Below are 16,483 nucleotides of genomic sequence, written 5' to 3'. Positions count from 1 at the left end.
AGCGGGGCGGGAAGGATCAGTGGGGGCCGGGCGGGGTCTGGGCCTGGGCCCGGGCGGCCGATCGGCCGCTGGCGGTCCCCGCCTGGAACATCGCCATGAACGCCTGTGCGTCGCGGGCCGAGCGGTACGGCGGCTCGGGCGGCGGGGGAGCGGCGTGCTGGGCGGGGCGGCCGGCGCGGTCGCGCCGATGGCTCCGGCGGGGCAGCGGCGGCGGGGTGTTGCCGGTCGCGGCGGGCCGTCCGGGGGGCGGGGTCTCCACCAGGGGGTGGCCGGGCGTGGGGGCGCCCGTCCGGGGTCCGGCGCCGAACGCCCGGTCGTCCGGCCCGAGGCCGGGGACGGTGGGCGGCAGCGGCTCGGTGAGCAGGGCGTTCGGCAGCAGGACGACGACGCGCACGCCGCCGTACGGTGAGGGCGCGGAGCTGAGGGTGACCCGGAAGCCGTACTGCTCGGCGAGCCGGCCGACCGCGGCCAGTCCCAGCTGCGGCACCTCGCCGAGCCGGGAGACCTCCAGGGTGCTGCCGCCGGCGAGCGCGGCGGCGGCCTTGGCGACGGCCTGTTCCGGCATGCCGACGCCGCCGTCGTCGATCTCGATCACCGCGCCGTTGTGCACCGGCATCAGGGTGACGAACACCTGGGTGCTGGGCGGGGAGTAGCGGGTGGCGTTGTCCAGCAGTTCGGCGATGGCGTGGATCAGCGCCTCGGCCGCGGCGCCGACCACCGCGGTCTCGATCCGGCTGCGCACCACCACGCGCTGGAACGGCAGGATGCGCGACTGGGCGCCGCGCACGACGTCCTCCAGCGTGACCGGTTCCGGCCAGTGCCGTCCGGCCCGGGCGCCGCACAGGACGGCCAGGGTCTGGGCCAGCCGGGCCTGTTGGGCGGCGGCGTGGTCGGCCTTGAGCAGGCCCTCCAGCAACGCCGGGTCGTCGTGGGTGCGTTCCATTTCGTCGAGCAGCGCCTGCTGGTCGTGGGCCATGACGAGGATGCGGCGGGCGACGCTGAGGAAGGCCCGCTGGGTGGAGGCGGTGTGCTCCTGCTCCTGCTGGACGGCGGCCAGCTCGACGCCCCGGCGGGCGAGTTCGGCGGTCAGCTGCTCCTGGACCCGGGCGAGCTCGTCGGTCAGCCGGTCGGCCCTGTCGCGCTGGGTGACGGACACGGCGCGGCACCGCGCGGCGGTCACGAGGGCGAGGACGGCGAGCACGCCGGTTGCCGTTACGCACCACTGAGTCATCGTCACGCCGCGAATTCTAGGGTGATGATCCTACGAAGGTGTGAACGGATCTCGCCAAGTGACTGGATCTCGTCAATATCGTCTCAATACGCCGTCAATCCTGCGTCGTTCGAACGCGATCCCGCCGCTCCGACAGGGCGTCCGGCCGTCGCGTCCAGGGCCTTCCGACCCCCTCCGGTGTGACGGGAGGTGGCTGATTCGCGTCCCGGGTTGTGAGGGGCGCGTGTGCACGGTGTTACGGAACGGGCGACATCCGGTGCAGGAGCAGCAGCGCCACGTCGTCCGGCCGGGAACGGCGCTCGGTCACGTTCAGGGTCAGCAGGTCGGCCAGCCGCTCCAGCGCCGGCTCCGGGCCGATCCGCCCCGGACCGGCCTGCCGGGCCCACAGCTCCAGCCCGCCGAGCATCCGCTGCACCGACTCGTCGTAGTCCTCCTCGCGGTCCTCGACCAGCCCGTCGGTGTACACCAGCAGCGTCTCGCCGCCCTCCAGCCGGTCGACGGCCAGCGGGTAGGGCTGCCCCGGGTCCACGCCCAGCGGCGGGCCGCCCGGCAGGTCCAGCTCGACGGCCGCGGCGTCGACGGTGATCCGCACCGGCGCCGGGTGCCCGGCCCGCGCCGCGGTCAGGCTGCCGTCGGCCGGGTCCAGGGTCAGGTAGAGGCAGGTCGCGAACAGCTCGGTGTCCAGCTCGGCCAGCAGCCGGCTGGTCCGGGCCAGCGTGGCGGCCGGGTCGTGCCCGTCCGTCGCGTACGCCCGCAGGCCACTGCGCAACTGGCCCATCACGGCGGTGGCCTCCGCGTTGTGGCCCTGCACGTCGCCGATCACCAGCCCGATCCGGCCGTCCGGCAGCCGCAGCAGGTCGTACCAGTCGCCGCCGATCTGCATGCCCTCGGTGCTCGGCAGGTAGCGGGCGGCGCTGGCCACCCCCGGCAGCCGGGGCAGGGTGCGCGGGAGCATCGCGCGCTGCAGCTCGCTGGCCCGGTGGTGGTGGGTGTCGTACAGCCGGGCCCGCTCCAGGGACTGCGCGAGGATCCCGGCGAACGCCGAGTACAGGGTGCGGTCCTCGCGGCTGAACGCGCGCTCGGTGGCGAAGGTGATCAGGCAGGAGCCGACCTGCCGCCCCGAGGCGACCAGCGGCAGCACCGCCCAGGCCGCCGGGGCGAGCGCGTCGCCGCGCCGCGCCGTGCGGCCGGGCTCGCTGAACAGCGGGGCGGAGCGGGCCAGCGAGTGCTGCATCATGCCCTCGGACAGGTCCGCCAGCCTCGTCAGCTCGGCACGGCGCGGGCCGCCGTACACGGTGTGCGAGACCGGCAGCAGCCGGCCCTCGTCCACCAGGTCGAGCACGATGCCGGCGGCGCCGAAGGCCGGGCGGACCACGTCGGTGACGGTCGCGGTCACGTCCCGTACGGTCACCGCCCGCGACAGCGCCCGGGTGAGCGACAGCAGCAGCGCCGTCCGGGCCCCGGCCGCGGAGGCCTCCGGGGCCTCCGCGGCCTCCGGGAACTCGGGAGTCCTCCGGCGGTTCGCGTCGGAGAGCAGCCCGGCGATCCGCACCGGGCGGCCGTGCACGTCCAGCATCACCTCGCCGGACTCCTCGACCCGCGCCACCCCGCCGCCGTGGCGCAGCACCCGGTAGCCGATCCGGTAGTGGCCGCCGCTCGCCAGCGCCTCGGCGAGCGCGGCCTGCACGTCCGGCAGGTCCTCGGGGTGGACTATCCGCTCCAGCTCGGGGGCGCTGCCGTCCGGGGTCGCGGGCCGCCCGGCCACCCGGAAGGCCGCCGCGTCCCAGTAGCTCTCCCCGGTGACCAGGTCCCGCTCGAAGGCGCCGTGCCCGGCCGCCCGCACGGCGAGCGACAGCAGCGGGTGGGCGAGCGCGGCGTCCGACTCCGGGGCCGCCGCCTCCCGCGGCGGCCGGACGTCGGAGTGGTCCAGCAGGTGGTGCAGCCGGTGGCCGCAGGCCTCCGCGATGGTCTCCAGGACGTCCAGGTCGCGGCGCGGCACGGTGCCCCGGTGGGCCAGCGCCAGGGCCAGCACGCCGACCGGCATCCCGTCCACGGCCATCGGCAGGGTGACCACCGCGACCATGCCGGTGCCCATGCCGGCGTTCCGGTTCGGGTAGTCGACGCTGGTGTGCTCGGGGCTGAGCAGGTACGGGCGGCCCAGCTTGAGCGCCATCGCGGCGGGCAGGTCGCTCTTCGGGTCGACGGTGCTGTAGCGCTCGTGGGCCCAGGCCGGCAGCCCGTGCGAGGCGGTCAGCCGGAGCATCCCCGCCGAGTCCAGCAGGTAGAGCGCCGAACCCTCGCCGGTGATCCAGCCCGGGCCCTCCGCCAGGACGGTGCCGAGCAGTTCGGCGGCGCTGGTGCAGCCGAGTAACAGGCGCACGCAGCGCATCGCGCTGCGGGGGGCCGGACCGCCGCTCGGCGTCCGACTCTCGTCCTCGGAGGGGGGCACTGAATCTTCATACCCCATTTCCACAGCCGGTGACTGGCGACGGCGGCAGGAGGTTCATCCGGCGGTGTCGGGGCCGGCCGCGCCCAGCCGGCGCACCAGCACCAGGGTCCGGTCGTCCGCGACGTCCTGCGCCACCGTGTGCACCAGCCGCTGCGCCGCGCCCCGGACCAGCTGCTGCTGCGGCCGGTGCGTGCGCACCTCCGGCTCGGCAGCGGCCAGCAGCCGGCCCACCCCCTCGTCCAGGTCCCGGCCCGGCACCTCCACCAGGCCGTCGCTGAACAGCAGCAGCGAGTCGCCGTACGACAGCCGCCCCGACACCGCCGGGTACGGCGCGCCCGGCACCAGGCCCAGCGCCGGGCCGCCGTGCTCGGACGCCTCCCAGCCGCGCAGCCGGCAGTACCGCACGGGCGGGGGGTGGCCGGCGTTGAACAGCCGGTAGTGGCCGGTCGCCGGATGCAGGGCGAGGTGCACGGCGGTCGCGAAGTCGTCCTCCCAGCCCATCCGGACCAGGTGGTCGTTGGCCGCCGGCAGGAATGCCTCCGGCGCCACCCGGCCCAGCAGCATCGCGAACGCCCCCGACAGGTGGGTCGACCGGGCGGCCGCCCGGCTGCCCTTGCCGGACACGTCCACCAGCACCAGCTCCAGCAGGTCCTCCTCCGGGCGGTGGGCGCAGAGCAGGAAGTCCCCGGAGAACGACGCGCCCCCGGCCGGGGCCAGCGCGCTGTCGAAGTGCCAGTCCAGCAGCCGCTCCGGCAGCCGGCCCAGCGTCCGGTTGTGCTCGGCCAGCTCCAGCAGCATCGAGTCGCCCTGCGTCCCGCGCAGCCCCAGCCGGTGCCGGAACCGGTTCGCCGTCAGCACCGTCGCCCCCGTGCAGGCCAGCACCACCGTCACCCCCAGCCGCACCCCGCGCGGGTCCTGCACCACCGGGCCCAGCACACTGCCCGCCAGCGCCGCGCACACCAGCACCAGCAACTGGCCGCGCCGCAGCACCAGGCCCCCGACCACCACCGGCAGCACCAGCGCCGAGGACGGCCACCCGTACGGCATCAGGACCGGCAGCACGCTCAGCGCCGCCGTCACCCCGAGCAGCACCCCCAGCGCCACCCGCCCGGCCCGTATGTCCCCGTCCAGCAGGCGCCCGTACCAGCGCCGCACCCTCGCTACCAGTGCGGGCACCTGGGACCTCCGCGAAGGCGTGGGCGGTCCCCTGTCATGACCACCAATCAGCCCGGCCACACTAACCCCTCCACCCACAACCCCCACACACACACCCGCCTGCCGCCGTCCGCGGGCCCCCACGCACAAGCCCACCGCCCGGCCTTACCGCAGCTACCTCCGCGCCGGGCGCGAGAAACCGGCGAGCCCGACGTCTGACGCGTCACCACGCCCCGATCCGCTCCGGCCCGGGCCGGCCGCCCCTGTCCGACGGCCTGCCCAGACCGCCCCTGCACGAGAAGTCGGCAGGTTCGACTTCTGGTGCATCGCCTCCCGCCCGGCCTGTTCGGGCCCGGGTCGGCTCGCTCCTGCCGCTGCTGCGCGAGAAGTCGGTGGGTTCGACTTCTGGCGCGGGCTGCTGGTGTCTCGGCGCACCGCGACACCTCGGCGGTTGTGCCTGCTTGAGCGCCCCGCGACCGTTGCGCTGGAAGTCGGTGTGACCGGCTTCTCGGGTCGCCACCTCTCCTGCCGCGCAGGAAGTCGGCCTGGTCGACTTCTGGTGCGTGCGGTGCCGGGTTCTGGCGGCCTGTCATGCACGCACCTGTTGCGCAGGAAGTCGGCGGGTCCGACTTTTCATGCATCGCCCAGCCTGATCTGTTCGGGCCTGGGCTGGCTCGCCCCTGCCGCTGTGCCCTGTTCGCGCCGCCGTCCCCACCTCGCGGCTTCTGCGTGCGGGTCAGGAGGCGGTCGTTGTGGGCCAGGTGTGGAGGCTGGTGGTGAGGGTGGTGATCAGGCGGTCGTGGGTGGTGGTGAGGTCTTCGGCGAGTTGGAAGGCGCCGGCGATGGAGAGGGAGGCGAAGCCGTGGGCGAGGGAGCGGACGGTCCGGGCGGCGTGGATGACCTCGGGGCCGTCGAGGCCGTACCCGCGGAGGACGGCGACGATGACGCCGACGAGGCGGGCGGCCGCGCGGGTGAGGTCGTCGTCGGGCTGGGGGGCCTGGGGGAGGGCGTTGTAGCGGTGCGGGCGCCCGGTGGCGTACGCGTGGTAGGCGCGCAGGACGGCGGTGACGGCGTCGTCCCCGCTGCGCCCGACCGCGGCTTCGGCGAGCCGGTCGGCCAGCTCCTCGGTGACCCGGACGGCGATCAGCCGCCGCAGTTCGGTGAGGCCGCCGCTGACGTGCTTGTACAGCGAGGGGGTGGCGACCCCGGCCCGGGCGGCGACGGAGGCCAGGGTGAGGGCTTCGACGCCCTGTTCGTCGATGAGGGCGAGGGCGTGGTCGACGACCTGGTCGGGGGTCAGTCCTACGCGGGGCATGGTGTCGGGTCCTTCGTGCGGTCGGGACGGCCGGGTGCTCAGGCGAGTTCGGCGAGGAAGGGGAGCAGGGCGTCGGCGGTGGCCTGCGGGTTGTCGGCCATCGGGTAGTGCCCGGACCCTTCGATCATGACCTTCCGCGCGCCCAGTGCCGCGGCCTGACGGTCGGCGACGGCCGCCGGGTCCGGGAAGTCGGGGTCCTTGGCGCCCATCAGGACGAGCGAGGGGCAGCGTACGGCGGCGCACCAGCCGATCGGCGCGGAGTCCCCGGTGACGTGGCCGCGGGTGGCGGTCTTGCGGCCGGGGGTGCGCAGGTCGGCGACCAGGCCGTCCACGTAGGTGTCGAGGTCGGCGGGCCGGGGGCCGGGGAAGGCCATCTTGCGGAGGTAGAAGCCCCAGGTGGCGGGCCAGTGGACCATCGCGGTGCCCATCACGGCCATGACGCCGCGCATGAGGGCGTTGGACCGGTGCTCGACGAAGGAGTCGATCAGCGCGATCCCGGCGACCCGCTGGGGCGCGTCCCCGGCGAGCTTGACCACCGTCGCGCCGGTGTAGGACTGCCCGACCAGGACGGCCCGCTCGATGCCGAGGTGGTCGAGCAGGGCGAGGACGTCGGCGGCGATGGCGGCGGGGCTGTAGTCGTCCCAGACGATCGAGGTCTCGCCGAAGCCGCGCAGGTCCATGGTGATGACCCGGTGGCCGGCGGCGGTGAGCAGCGGGTGGAGGTGCCGGTACGCGCGGCGGGTGTCGAGCATTCCGGGGAGCAGGACGACGGGGGTGCCGTCGCCCTGCCGGGTGTCGTCGTAGGCGAGCCGGCCGCCGGTGACGTCGAGGTACTGGGTGCTCGGGGTGATGGTGCCGTTCATGGCGGGCCTCCGCTGGTCGCTGCTGCCGATAGCCATAAAGCTACGGCTATTAGCCTTAGCCGTCAAGCGCCCGCCCGGCGCGGAGGCGCCCCCCGCTCAGGCCCCCTCGACCCGGAACGGGTCGTGCTCGCTGAGCAGCTTCTCCAGCCGGGCCTGGTCGACCCGGGCGACGGTGTCGCTCGACTCCTGCCGGTCCCGGATCACCTTGGCCAGCGTGAACGCGGAGGTGACGCTGTAGAGGAGTCCGATCCCGAGGAAGGCCCGGGTCCACCCGTCGACGGGCAGGTAGGCGATCCCGGCGGCGAGGGCCGTGCCGGAGATCGCGAAGGAGAGGACGGCCTGGACGAAGTACGCGGCCGTGGTGCGTGTCTGCATCGCTGTGCTCATGGCGTCAGGATGCGGCGGTCCGGCCGGGCCGCACATGAGTACGGGCACTCAATCGGAGCCGGGTGGTCGGACCCTGCGATTGAGGGGTCGTTCGTTGACGGCCGATCACCCGTTCCACAGTCGTCCCGGACGGATGGCTTGGAATCAGAGCCTCCTAGGATTAACGTTTGATAACGCAGCGCGGTCGTCAACGCCGTACCCAGACGGCACCGTGCGCCGTCGCCTAATCCCGCCGGCCGGCCTCCGGGCAGGTCAGGGAGCCGGGGAACCACGTTCCTTGGGGTGAATCGGCGGGGCTCCGGCCCGGCCGTAGGAGACCTTCCTGCTCCGAACCCGTCAGCTAACCCGGTAGGCGCGAAGGAAGGAAAGGAGCGCGCCTCCCGTGGCGTCGACGCACACCCCGGCACACCCGGCCGGCCCCGCAGCCGGTACCCGGCTCCTCGACCACCCCGGCCCGGACGGCGTCGAGTCCGACGGCGCCGCCCCCTTCGGCCCGGAGGCCGAGACCAGCCGCCACCGGCTGCCGCGTCAGACCCGTGGAGCCTCCCCGCTGCTCGGCGTCACCGCCGTCGCCGCCACCCTGGGCGCCACCGGCTTCGCCTCCGCCACCCCGGCCGCCGCCCCCGCGATCGAGGCCCCCGACGAGGCCCCGGTCGCGCTCGCCGCCGACCCCGGCCTCGCGCTCGCCGCCCGGATCCAGCAGCAGGCCGACAGCCAGCGCACCGCCGCCGAGGAGAGCGCCCGGCTGCAGGCCGCGAAGGAGGCCGAGGCGAAGGCCGCCGCCAAGGAGGCCGAGGCCAAGCGTGCCGCCGAGGAGGCCGAGCGCGCCAAGGCCGCCGCCCTCACCCTGCCGGTGAAGGACTACGACCTCTCCGCCCACTACGGCCAGAGCGCCCGCTACTGGGCCCACCTGCACACCGGCCTGGACTTCGCCGCCGACACCGGCACCCCGGTGTACGCGCTCGGCCAGGGCACCATCACCTCGGCCGGCTGGTCCGGCTCGTACGGCTACCGCATCGTCGAGACCCTGCCCGACGGCACCGAGATCTGGTACTGCCACCTCTCCTCGATCATCAAGGGCGCCGGCCAGGTCGTCTCCGGCCAGCAGATCGGCAAGGTCGGCGCGACCGGCAACGTCACCGGCCCGCACCTGCACCTGGAGGTCCGCCCCGGCGGCGGCGCCCCGGTGGACCCGGAGACCTGGCTCCGGCAGCGCGGCCTCAACCCCTGACGCGTACGGGAAGGCCCCTGGAGACCGCCGACGGTCTCCAGGGGCCTTTCCGCATCCGGGCAGGTGGTGTCACTCCGGCGGCAGCTGCGCCAGGTACGCGTCGATCTCCTCCGGCCCCGGCTCCGGCGCGAGCTCCGGGAACTCCGTGACCAGCAGCCGCGGCAGCCCCGGTACCGTCCACCCGCCGATCAGGTCGAGCGCCGCCTCGGCCGCCGCCTCCTCGAACTCCCCGAAGTCACCGGCCAGTTCGTCCGGCATCGGCCGGCCCAGCGCGGTCAGCTCGGCCAGGTTGCGGTAGCTGCGCCGCATCAGGCCCTGCTCCAGCAGCCGCCGCGCGCCGTCGGTGGCCATGCCGACCGACAGCACCCGGCCCGGCCCCCAGCCCTGCTCGTCCGGTTCGTCCAGCCAGCCGGCCGGCACCAGCGCCTCGTACCCGGCCAGCCGCTCCTCCTCGTCGAGCCCGGCGAAGTCGGCCAGCCACGCCCGGACCGCCTCCTCGTCCGTCGTGTCCACCCCGTGCGCGTGCAGCAGCAGCGCGTACAGCCGGGGCCAGGTGACCAGATCGGCGCGGCGCAGCAGCCCGGCCGCGACCTCGCCCTGCCACTCGGCCTCGGCGTGCAGCCGCTCCTGGCGCTTGGCGTTGAGCCGCTTCGCCGCCCGCTGGTGGTCGACCAGCAGTCGTACGGCGTCGCCGTACGCGAGCGGGTCGGCCTCCGGCTCGGGTTGGACGTAGAGGTGGAGCCGCTCGTAGAGCAGGTGCTCCACCGCGTTGGAGGTCAGTTCGGGCCAGCCGTCGTGCATCCTGCCCTCGCCCAGCTCCAGCAGCGCCAGCACCGTGCGCAGCGGCGCCTCGGCCACCGGCGCGCGGCCCTGCTCGGCCGCCCAGTCGAGCAGGTCGGCGGCCCTGGTGCGCGGGGCGAGCCGCAGGTCTTCGTCGTTCATGCCTCGAACGGTAGCCGCCGGACGCCGGTAGGGTCGGCAGCCATGGTCCCCGTACGACTCACCGGCCCCCGGCTGGCCATCCGCGAGTACCACCACACCCCGGAGGACGTGGACGCGCTGCACGCGCTGTTCGGCGACCCCGAGGTGACCCGCTACCTGCCCTTCGGGCCGCGCGACCGCGAGACCTGCGCCGACCAGATCGAGCTCTACCTGGAGGAGGCGATGGCCGAACCGCGGGACACCTACCGGCTCGCCGTCTGCCGCCGTACGGACGCCGAGGACCCGGCGGACGCGACGCCGATCGCGCACGCCGGCCTCACCCTCGGCCCGCACCTCTCCGCCGACCTCGGCTACGTGCTGGCCCGCGAGGTGTGGGGCCGGGGCTACGCGGGCGAGATCGTCGGGCTGCTCCGCGACCTCGCCTTCGGCCCGCTCGGCCTGCACCGGCTGGCCGCCCGGGTCGACGTGGACAACACGGCCTCCGCCAGGGTGCTCACCGGGCTCGGCTTCCGGGAGGAGGGGAGGGCCCGGCACGACCAGTACAAGGGCGGTGTCTGGTCCGACTCGTACCGCTACTCGCTGCTCGCCGACGAGTGGCCCGGACCGACGGCCTGACGGGCCGGTGACCAGGCACCGGCCCGACGGGGGGTTAACCCCACCCCCGATCCGCCGGTCCCCCTGATGGCCCCACGGCCTTCGGCCGGGCCAGACTGTGGGACGTCAGCACGTACGAACGACCGCGAGAACGAGGGGCCGGGGCCGGAGATGAGCAGCAGCCGAAGCACGTGGGACCAGGAGTGGGACGTCCACGACGGTTACGGCGACGGCGGCCCGCACCCCGCCCGGGCCCGCCGGACGGAACAGCCGCCGGCCTTCTGGCGGGCGCCGTTCTCCGCGCACTACTACCGCGAGGTCGGCTACGTGCTCACCGGCCTGCCGGTGGCGATCGTCGGCTTCGCCGTCTCGATCATCATGTTCTGCTTCGGCTTCGGCACCTTCGTCACCGTCCTCGGCCTGCCGGTGCTGGCCGGCCTGACCAGCTTCGCCCGCGGCCTCGGCAGGGCGGAGCGGGCCCGGGTGCGCGGCCTGCTGGCGCTGGACGTGCCCGGCCCGGCGCCGGTGCGGCAGGTCCGCCAGGGCGGCTGGGGTGCGGTCACCGCGCGGCTGGCGGACGCGGCGGGCTGGAAGGCCGTGCTGTACCAGGTGGTGATGTTCCCGTGGGCGGTGTTCAGCTTCTCGGTGACGCTGGTGTTCCTGCTGCTCGGCTGGTTGATGGCGCTCTACCCGGTCTACCACTGGGTCTTCGCGACCTACACCCCCTGGCGCGGGGCCCAGCTGTACGACTTCACCGACAGCGACCACGTCCGGCACGTCTACTACGTCGAGGGCGCCTGGCAGATCGCCGTGTTCTCGCTGGTGGGGCTGCTGCTGGTCGGCCTCACCGCGCAGCTGGTCCGCGGCCTGACCAACGTCAACCGCGCCGCCGCCAAGGGCCTGCTCGGCCGCTGAGCCCACCGGGCCCCGCCCCAGCCCCTTCCCTAGCCCCCCGCCCCCGGCCCCGCCCGCGTCCCCGGATGCGGGCGGGGCCGGCCCGTGTTCGGATGACCGGGTGGCCGCCGCACGCACTCCCGCCCCGGGCCCCGACGTCCTGGTCACCTCCCGCCCGCTCGACGAGTACTGCGCGCTGTTCGGCCTCACCCGCGCCGGGCTCGCCGCCCTGCCCGGTCCGCTGCTGGACTGCCCCGGCGGCGCGGCCGGCCTGGCCGCCGAGGCGCGCGAGCTGGGCTGCCGGGTGATCGCCGCCGACCCGGCGTACGCGCTGCCGCTGCCCGAGGTCGAGGCCCGGGCGGTGGCCGCCCGGGCGGCGATGGCCGCCGCGATGGCGGCCCGCCCGCACCTGTACCCCTCGCCCCGCCCGTACGGCCCCCACCTCGTGGAGCGCTACCTGCGCAGCTGGGACCGCGCCCGCCGGCTGTTCGCCGCCGACTCGGCCGCCCACCCGCAGCGGTACGTGGCGGCCGCGCTGCCCCGGCTGCCCTTCGCGGACGGCGCCTTCGCCCTCACCCTGAGCGGCTACCTGCTCTTCGCCTACCCCGAACTGTTCGGCCCCGAGGGCCAGTTGGCCGCCCTGACCGAGCTGGTCCGGGTGACCTCACCGGACGGCGAGGTGCGGGTGCAGCCGCTGTCCGACGGCTACGGCCGCCGCTGCGGCCACCTCGACCGGCTGCGCCACGCGCTCGGCGAGCGCCGGGTAGCCAGCGAGGTCCGCCGCTTCCCCCGGGCCGAGGACGGCCGGACCCGGAAGGTACTGGTGCTGCGCGCGGCCGACCATCGCCGCCGGGCGGAATGTAATAGTCACTAGGCTTATTCGCCCCTATACTCGCCGCATGACCGAGACGACGATCCGGCGTGCCGACACGGCCGACGCCGACCGACTCACCGCACTGATCCAGGCCTCCGACGCCTACCGCGGCGAGTACTTCGCGATGATCGACGGCTACCGGGTGACACCCGGCTACCTCTCCCGCCACGAGGTGTTCCTCGCCGTCGACGCCGACACCGACCGGCTCCTCGGCTTCTACGGGATGATCCGCGAACCGGCCGAGCTGGACCTCATGTTCGTCGCCGACGAGACCCAGGGGCTCGGCATCGGACGGAAGCTGATCACCGACATGCTCGACCGCGCCCGGGTGGCCGGGATCGCCTCGGTCAAGGTCGTCTCCCACCCGCCCGCCGAGGGCTTCTACCTGCGGATGGGCGCCGAGCGCACCGGCACCCGCCCGCCGCAGGTCAGGACCCCCTGGGCGCAGCCCGAACTGCGCTTCACCGTCTAGGAACCGTCGCCCTGGGAACCGTCGCCGTCCGGCGACGCGGACGGCGACGCGGCCGAGGGCGCAGCCGGCACTGACGCCGCCGGAACCGGCTGGCCCGCCGCCGGCTGCGCCGGGACGAAGGCCGTCTCCTGCAGCCGGGACAGTATCTTCTCCGCCAGCCAACTGCGGTCCGACCCGTACGGGATGCCCTGCGGGTCGACCAGCTGCGCCGCCACCGCGTCCCGCAGCCGCTGCGCCTCCGCGCCGGGCAGGAAGGAGAGCAGCCCCCGGGCGGCCAGCAGGGCGTGGTACTGCTCGAAGCCCGAGCGCGGGTGCTCGATCGCGTCCAGCACGCTCGGCAGGTCCGCCAGCGAAGGGTCGCCCTGCATCAGTGCGAGGGCCTGGATCCGGCGGCCCTCGGAGCCGTCCGCGAAGAGGTCCCGCACCTGGTCGGCGGTCAGCGCCGAGCGCCGCGCGGTCGAGCGGACCTCCGCCACCACGCCCTCCGGCCCGGTCGGGGATCCCGCGGAGGGCGGCAACTGCGCGGCCAGCGCCGCCGGTTGCGCCGCGCTGTCGCCGAGCAGTCCGAGCTGGTGCATCGCGCGCATCCGCAGGTCGTCCGCGCCGACCTTGTCGCCCCGCCGGTCGCGGTCCTGGCCGGCGAGGAAGAGGTCCAGCGCCTGGTCCGCGTCGGTCAGCACCCGCGGCAGCGCCAGCCTGGTCACCAGCCAGCCGGCCAGGAAGCCGAAGACCAGGAAGTACAGCACCAGAGCGGCCGCGAACGGCACCGCGGCGCCGTCCTCCCCGCCGAGCGCGGGTGCCAGCGCCGTACCGAGGTCGTGCAGCCGCTCGCCGAGCGAGCCGAGCTGGGTCAGCCCGACGCCCAGCAGCACCTTGGTGAGCCAGTCCGAGACCTGCTCCAGGTTGGTGTTCGGCGCGTACGAGCCCTGCGGCTCGTCGGAGCCGCCGCGCACCCGGGGTACCCCGAACAGGAAGCCCAGCGCACCGCCGAGCACCGCCGAGGCGCCGGCCACCACCAGCCCGCCGCCGAGCGCCTGCCAGGCGTCCTCCCGGCCGAGCGAGAACAGCAGCAGCCCGAGCAGGCCCGTCCCGACCGGCACTCCGGCGGCCGTCCAGTGCACCGCCCGAAGCGCCGACGTACCGACCCGCCGTCGCGCCTTCGCCATCGCCCACCCCCTGTGTCCGCGCCACTCCGCTCCGGAGTCCGCGCCGACTCTAGCGCCGCGGCCGGGGGCCGGGAACCTTGGACGGCCGGAAACGGGGGCGCCTGAAAACGCAGACGACCCGCGGGCTGCTCCTCGACGCCGGCCCGTGCACTGGCCTGGCGCCGAGGCACCGGGGATGTACCGGTGAGCCCGCGGGCCGGGTGACTGCTGTGGATTTCGCCTGCCGGAGGCCAGGGGCCTCACCCTGCGCAGGCAGGGGCGGCTCTAGCGAGCAGCCACCTCACGCATCCTGATGGAACTCAACTCAGGATCACCTCCTTTCAGTGTGGGCCCACCATAGGCACCCCAATGTCCGGAGGGCAACGGATTATTCGCGGCTCAGACGCTCTTCACCTTCTCCTGGAACTTGGTGTAGTCGATCACGTTGTCCGGCGAGGGCACCGTGATGGTGAGCGGCTTGTCGAAGTCGGAGAAGTCGATCTTGCCGGCGTCCTTGCCGGTCGTCTTCTCCATCCGGATCGGGTAGGGCTTGCCCTCGGTGGCGATGTGCAGCAGCGACTGCTCGCCCTTGGTGTCCTTCATCTTGAGGCTGAAGGTCTTCACCCCGTTGACGGTGCCCGCGGTGCCCTTGCTGGGGGTGCCGTTGTCCTCCAGCATCTGCTTGCCGGCCACGGAGAGGTCGCAGAGGTCGATGAGGTCCTTCATCTTGGCGTCGTTCTGGAAGCCGGTCAGGTAGCGGCCCTTGAACAGCTCGGCGACCGCCTCGCCCTTCGGGCCGCCGAAGGTCTTCCAGAACTGCGCGTCCGGCTTGATGAAGTACTGCTTGCCGTCGCTGATCAGCTCGTACGAGCCCATGCCGGGCATGCCCATCGAGCCCTGGCACTGGCCCTTGCGGTCCATCGCCAGGCTGATCGTCATGGTGCCGTCATCGGCCCCCATGCTTCCGGAGATCTTGAGGGCGGTGGCGGAGGCCAGCGCATCCTTCGCCTTCTTCTCGATCTCCTGCGCGGACAGCTTGTCGGTGTCCAGCGCGGCCGCGGTGGGCGTCGGCGTCGGGGTCGGCGTGGGGGTGGGGGTGGGGGTGGCGGCCGGAGTCGCGGCCGCCGCGGCGCTGGTGGCCGGCGCGGAGGCGGAGTCCGCGGTCTTGTCCTTGTTGTCGCCGCAGGCGGCCGTGCCGGCCCCCAGGAGCAGGCAGATCGCGGCGGAGGCCGCAAGGCGCTTCGACAGCATGAGGTGCTTCCTTATCCAGGGCACGGCCCAGCCGTCCCCCAACTGGATGAATTTTTCCTCAGCAGTATCGGTGAGTCCTCTGACAGCGGATCTTGGATCGGACGCCTGTTACCGCTTCGTGGCATGAACGTGCTCTGCCCGTGTCGGGGCATGCGAAAAGGCCCGGAGGAAGAATCCTCCGGGCCTTTTCGGCTACTGAGTAGCGGGGACAGGATTTGAACCTGCGACCTCTGGGTTATGAGCCCAGCGAGCTACCGAGCTGCTCCACCCCGCGTCGGTGAACACAACAATACGTGGAAGTCGCCGAGATGGGAAATCGGTTCTTCAGGCAGCCCCCTCAGCCCCTCGGTCCGCCCCCCGGGCCGCTCCTCGGGCCGCCCCTAGGACCGCCGGTCGCGGCGCGCGGCGTGCCGGGCCGAGCGGGCCCTCGTCCAGGCGGCGAAGCAGACCAGCGCCGCGAAGCACGGCACCATCAGCACCCCGTACACCACCAGGAACCCGTCCGTCCCCAGGTCGGCGGCGGCGTTCCAGGTGCCGTGCAGCACCATCGCCAGCAGCAGCCCGACCGGTGCGGCCAGCCGGGCCAGCCAGCGCCGCCCGGTGGTGAGGGCGACGGCCAGGCCGATCCCGGTGAGCGCGGTGAACAGCGGGTGGGCGAAGGGGGAGAGCAGGGCGCGCAGCACGAAGGTCTGCACGGTGGAGTCGAAGTCGCGCAGGCTGGGCGGATCGCCCAGGCCGATGCTGTCCAGCCGGTGCCGCTGGTCGCTGCTGAAGGCCCGGCCCAGGTAGAGGGCGTTCTCGGTGAAGGCGAAGCCGCAGGCGGCCATCCCGCCGAGCACCACCCCGGCCGCCAGCGTGCGCGGCCGGGAGCGGCCGTGCGACGCCCCGCCGGAACGCGGGGCGGGGCGCAGGTAGGGCAGCGGCCGCAGGTACGGGCGCAGCCGCAGCCCACCCCGGGCGCGTGGCCCGCGCCCGCACCGTCGCCGGCGCGGGCCGCAGGACGAGGGAAGCCGGTGCAGCAGCGGCGCGCAGGGGCGCCCGGTGCGGCGGCCGCGGCAGCGCAGCCGCTGGCCGAGCGGGAGGAGCAGCACCAGCAGGGCGGTGGCCTTGGCGCTCTCCTCGATGACCGGGGTGGCGACCCCGGCGCCCAGCAGCTCGCCCAGCGGGCCCTGGTGCGAGGTGAGGTACCTGGAGGCCCAGTTGTTGGCGAGGATCGCGACCGTGGTGGCTGCGCAGGCGCCCCAGCCGAGGCAGAACACGGTGTGCCGCAGCGGCACCCGGGCGGTCAGGTTGAGCCAGGCCAGGCCGCCGAGCACGAAGGGCAGCGGCACCATCGCCAGGCCCAGACCGACCAGCAGCCCGGCGGTGCCGGTCTGCCGCTGGACGAGGTGCAGGATCAGCACTCCGCAGCCGACCAGGGTCAGCACGGCGGTCGCGGTGACGGAGGAGAGCGCCATCGAGCGGCCGCCGCCCGGCGCCGCCACGGGTAACCCGGGCAGGGCGGCCACGACGGTCGCGGCGGGCGGGGACACACCGATCGGGCGGGGCAGCAGCCGGTCGGCCCGGCGCCTCCGGGGCCCCGGGATGGTCCGGGTGTCGCCGGTGCGCGGAACCGTCTCCGGTGCGTCGGCGGCGGTGTGGACGGGCGTCCGGGGCCCGCCGCCGGGCGGGTCGCCCATG

At 74.4% G+C, this 16,483-nt stretch carries 15 protein-coding genes, 1 tRNA gene and 1 riboswitch; of the genes, 5 read left to right on the top strand and 11 right to left on the bottom strand.

Features of this window, described 5'->3' with window-relative positions:
• Positions 1-16: 16 nt before the first annotated feature.
• The 6 genes from RZ50_RS07095 to RZ50_RS07070 all read right to left on the bottom strand — a co-directional run bounded on the left by RZ50_RS07095 (position 17) and on the right by RZ50_RS07070 (position 7,400).
• The gene (locus RZ50_RS07095; RefSeq protein WP_254802342.1) at positions 17-1,231 is read right to left on the bottom strand and encodes a sensor histidine kinase; all 1,215 of its coding nucleotides are present in this window, start codon (positions 1,229-1,231) and stop codon (positions 17-19) included.
• 235 nt (positions 1,232-1,466) lie between these two features.
• Positions 1,467-3,611 carry a SpoIIE family protein phosphatase gene (locus RZ50_RS07090; protein ID WP_196952417.1) on the bottom strand — a complete coding sequence of 715 codons (2,145 nt, stop codon included), beginning with the start codon at positions 3,609-3,611 and terminating at the stop codon, positions 1,467-1,469.
• A 123-nt stretch (positions 3,612-3,734) separates the two neighbouring features.
• On the bottom strand, positions 3,735-4,856 hold the full coding sequence (locus RZ50_RS07085; protein WP_196952416.1) for a PP2C family protein-serine/threonine phosphatase: 1,122 nt from the start codon (positions 4,854-4,856) through the stop codon (positions 3,735-3,737).
• 715 nt (positions 4,857-5,571) lie between these two features.
• A complete protein-coding gene (locus RZ50_RS07080) occupies positions 5,572-6,150 on the bottom strand; it encodes a TetR/AcrR family transcriptional regulator (RefSeq protein WP_196952415.1) in 579 nt (192 codons plus the stop codon).
• Between the two features lie 38 nt (positions 6,151-6,188).
• Positions 6,189-7,013 (bottom strand): alpha/beta fold hydrolase, encoded by an 825-nt coding sequence (locus tag RZ50_RS07075; protein ID WP_196952414.1) that lies wholly within the window; start codon positions 7,011-7,013, stop codon positions 6,189-6,191.
• A 96-nt stretch (positions 7,014-7,109) separates the two neighbouring features.
• On the bottom strand, positions 7,110-7,400 hold the full coding sequence (locus tag RZ50_RS07070) for a YiaA/YiaB family inner membrane protein (protein WP_196952413.1): 291 nt from the start codon (positions 7,398-7,400) through the stop codon (positions 7,110-7,112).
• A 210-nt stretch (positions 7,401-7,610) separates the two neighbouring features.
• Positions 7,611-7,769: riboswitch (cyclic di-AMP (ydaO/yuaA leader) on the top strand.
• Positions 7,770-7,782: 13 nt separating this feature from the next.
• Between RZ50_RS07070 and RZ50_RS07065 the strand changes: the two genes are divergently transcribed.
• Positions 7,783-8,631 (top strand): M23 family metallopeptidase, encoded by an 849-nt coding sequence (locus RZ50_RS07065; RefSeq protein WP_196952412.1) that lies wholly within the window; start codon positions 7,783-7,785, stop codon positions 8,629-8,631.
• Positions 8,632-8,700: 69 nt separating this feature from the next.
• Here the strand turns inward: RZ50_RS07065 and RZ50_RS07060 are convergent, their stop codons facing one another.
• Positions 8,701-9,573: a hypothetical protein gene (locus tag RZ50_RS07060; protein WP_196952411.1), complete on the bottom strand. Its 873-nt coding sequence runs from the start codon at positions 9,571-9,573 to the stop codon at positions 8,701-8,703.
• Positions 9,574-9,615: 42 nt separating this feature from the next.
• On the opposite strand from RZ50_RS07060, the gene RZ50_RS07055 reads away from it, so the two are divergent.
• From RZ50_RS07055 to RZ50_RS07040, 4 genes are all read left to right on the top strand, one after another.
• Positions 9,616-10,188: a GNAT family N-acetyltransferase gene (locus RZ50_RS07055; protein ID WP_196952410.1), complete on the top strand. Its 573-nt coding sequence runs from the start codon at positions 9,616-9,618 to the stop codon at positions 10,186-10,188.
• 150 nt (positions 10,189-10,338) lie between these two features.
• Positions 10,339-11,082 carry a sensor domain-containing protein gene (locus RZ50_RS07050; RefSeq protein WP_196952409.1) on the top strand — a complete coding sequence of 248 codons (744 nt, stop codon included), beginning with the start codon at positions 10,339-10,341 and terminating at the stop codon, positions 11,080-11,082.
• Positions 11,083-11,182: 100 nt separating this feature from the next.
• A complete protein-coding gene (locus tag RZ50_RS07045; protein ID WP_196952408.1) occupies positions 11,183-11,935 on the top strand; it encodes a class I SAM-dependent methyltransferase in 753 nt (250 codons plus the stop codon).
• Positions 11,936-11,960: 25 nt separating this feature from the next.
• Positions 11,961-12,407 (top strand): GNAT family N-acetyltransferase, encoded by a 447-nt coding sequence (locus RZ50_RS07040; RefSeq protein ID WP_196952407.1) that lies wholly within the window; start codon positions 11,961-11,963, stop codon positions 12,405-12,407.
• On the opposite strand, the gene RZ50_RS07035 is transcribed toward RZ50_RS07040, so the two are convergent.
• The 4 genes from RZ50_RS07035 to RZ50_RS07020 all read right to left on the bottom strand — a co-directional run bounded on the left by RZ50_RS07035 (position 12,404) and on the right by RZ50_RS07020 (position 16,482).
• Positions 12,404-13,573: a hypothetical protein gene (locus tag RZ50_RS07035; protein ID WP_196952406.1), complete on the bottom strand. Its 1,170-nt coding sequence runs from the start codon at positions 13,571-13,573 to the stop codon at positions 12,404-12,406. The genes RZ50_RS07040 and RZ50_RS07035 overlap by 4 nt on opposite strands.
• A 378-nt stretch (positions 13,574-13,951) precedes the next feature.
• Entirely contained in the window at positions 13,952-14,803 is an 852-nt protein-coding gene (locus RZ50_RS07030; RefSeq protein WP_196952405.1) for a hypothetical protein, read from the bottom strand.
• Between the two features lie 200 nt (positions 14,804-15,003).
• Positions 15,004-15,077 (bottom strand) — tRNA-Met (locus tag RZ50_RS07025).
• 106 nt (positions 15,078-15,183) lie between these two features.
• Entirely contained in the window at positions 15,184-16,482 is a 1,299-nt protein-coding gene (locus tag RZ50_RS07020) for a PrsW family intramembrane metalloprotease (RefSeq protein ID WP_196952404.1), read from the bottom strand.
• Position 16,483: the final 1 nt, after the last annotated feature.

This window comes from Kitasatospora sp. SUK 42 (genome assembly GCF_015776785.2).
Taxonomy (GTDB): Bacteria; Actinomycetota; Actinomycetes; order Streptomycetales; family Streptomycetaceae; genus Kitasatospora.
Note: the sequence above shows the minus strand (reverse complement) of the source record. Positions and strands in the feature narration are given on the sequence as shown.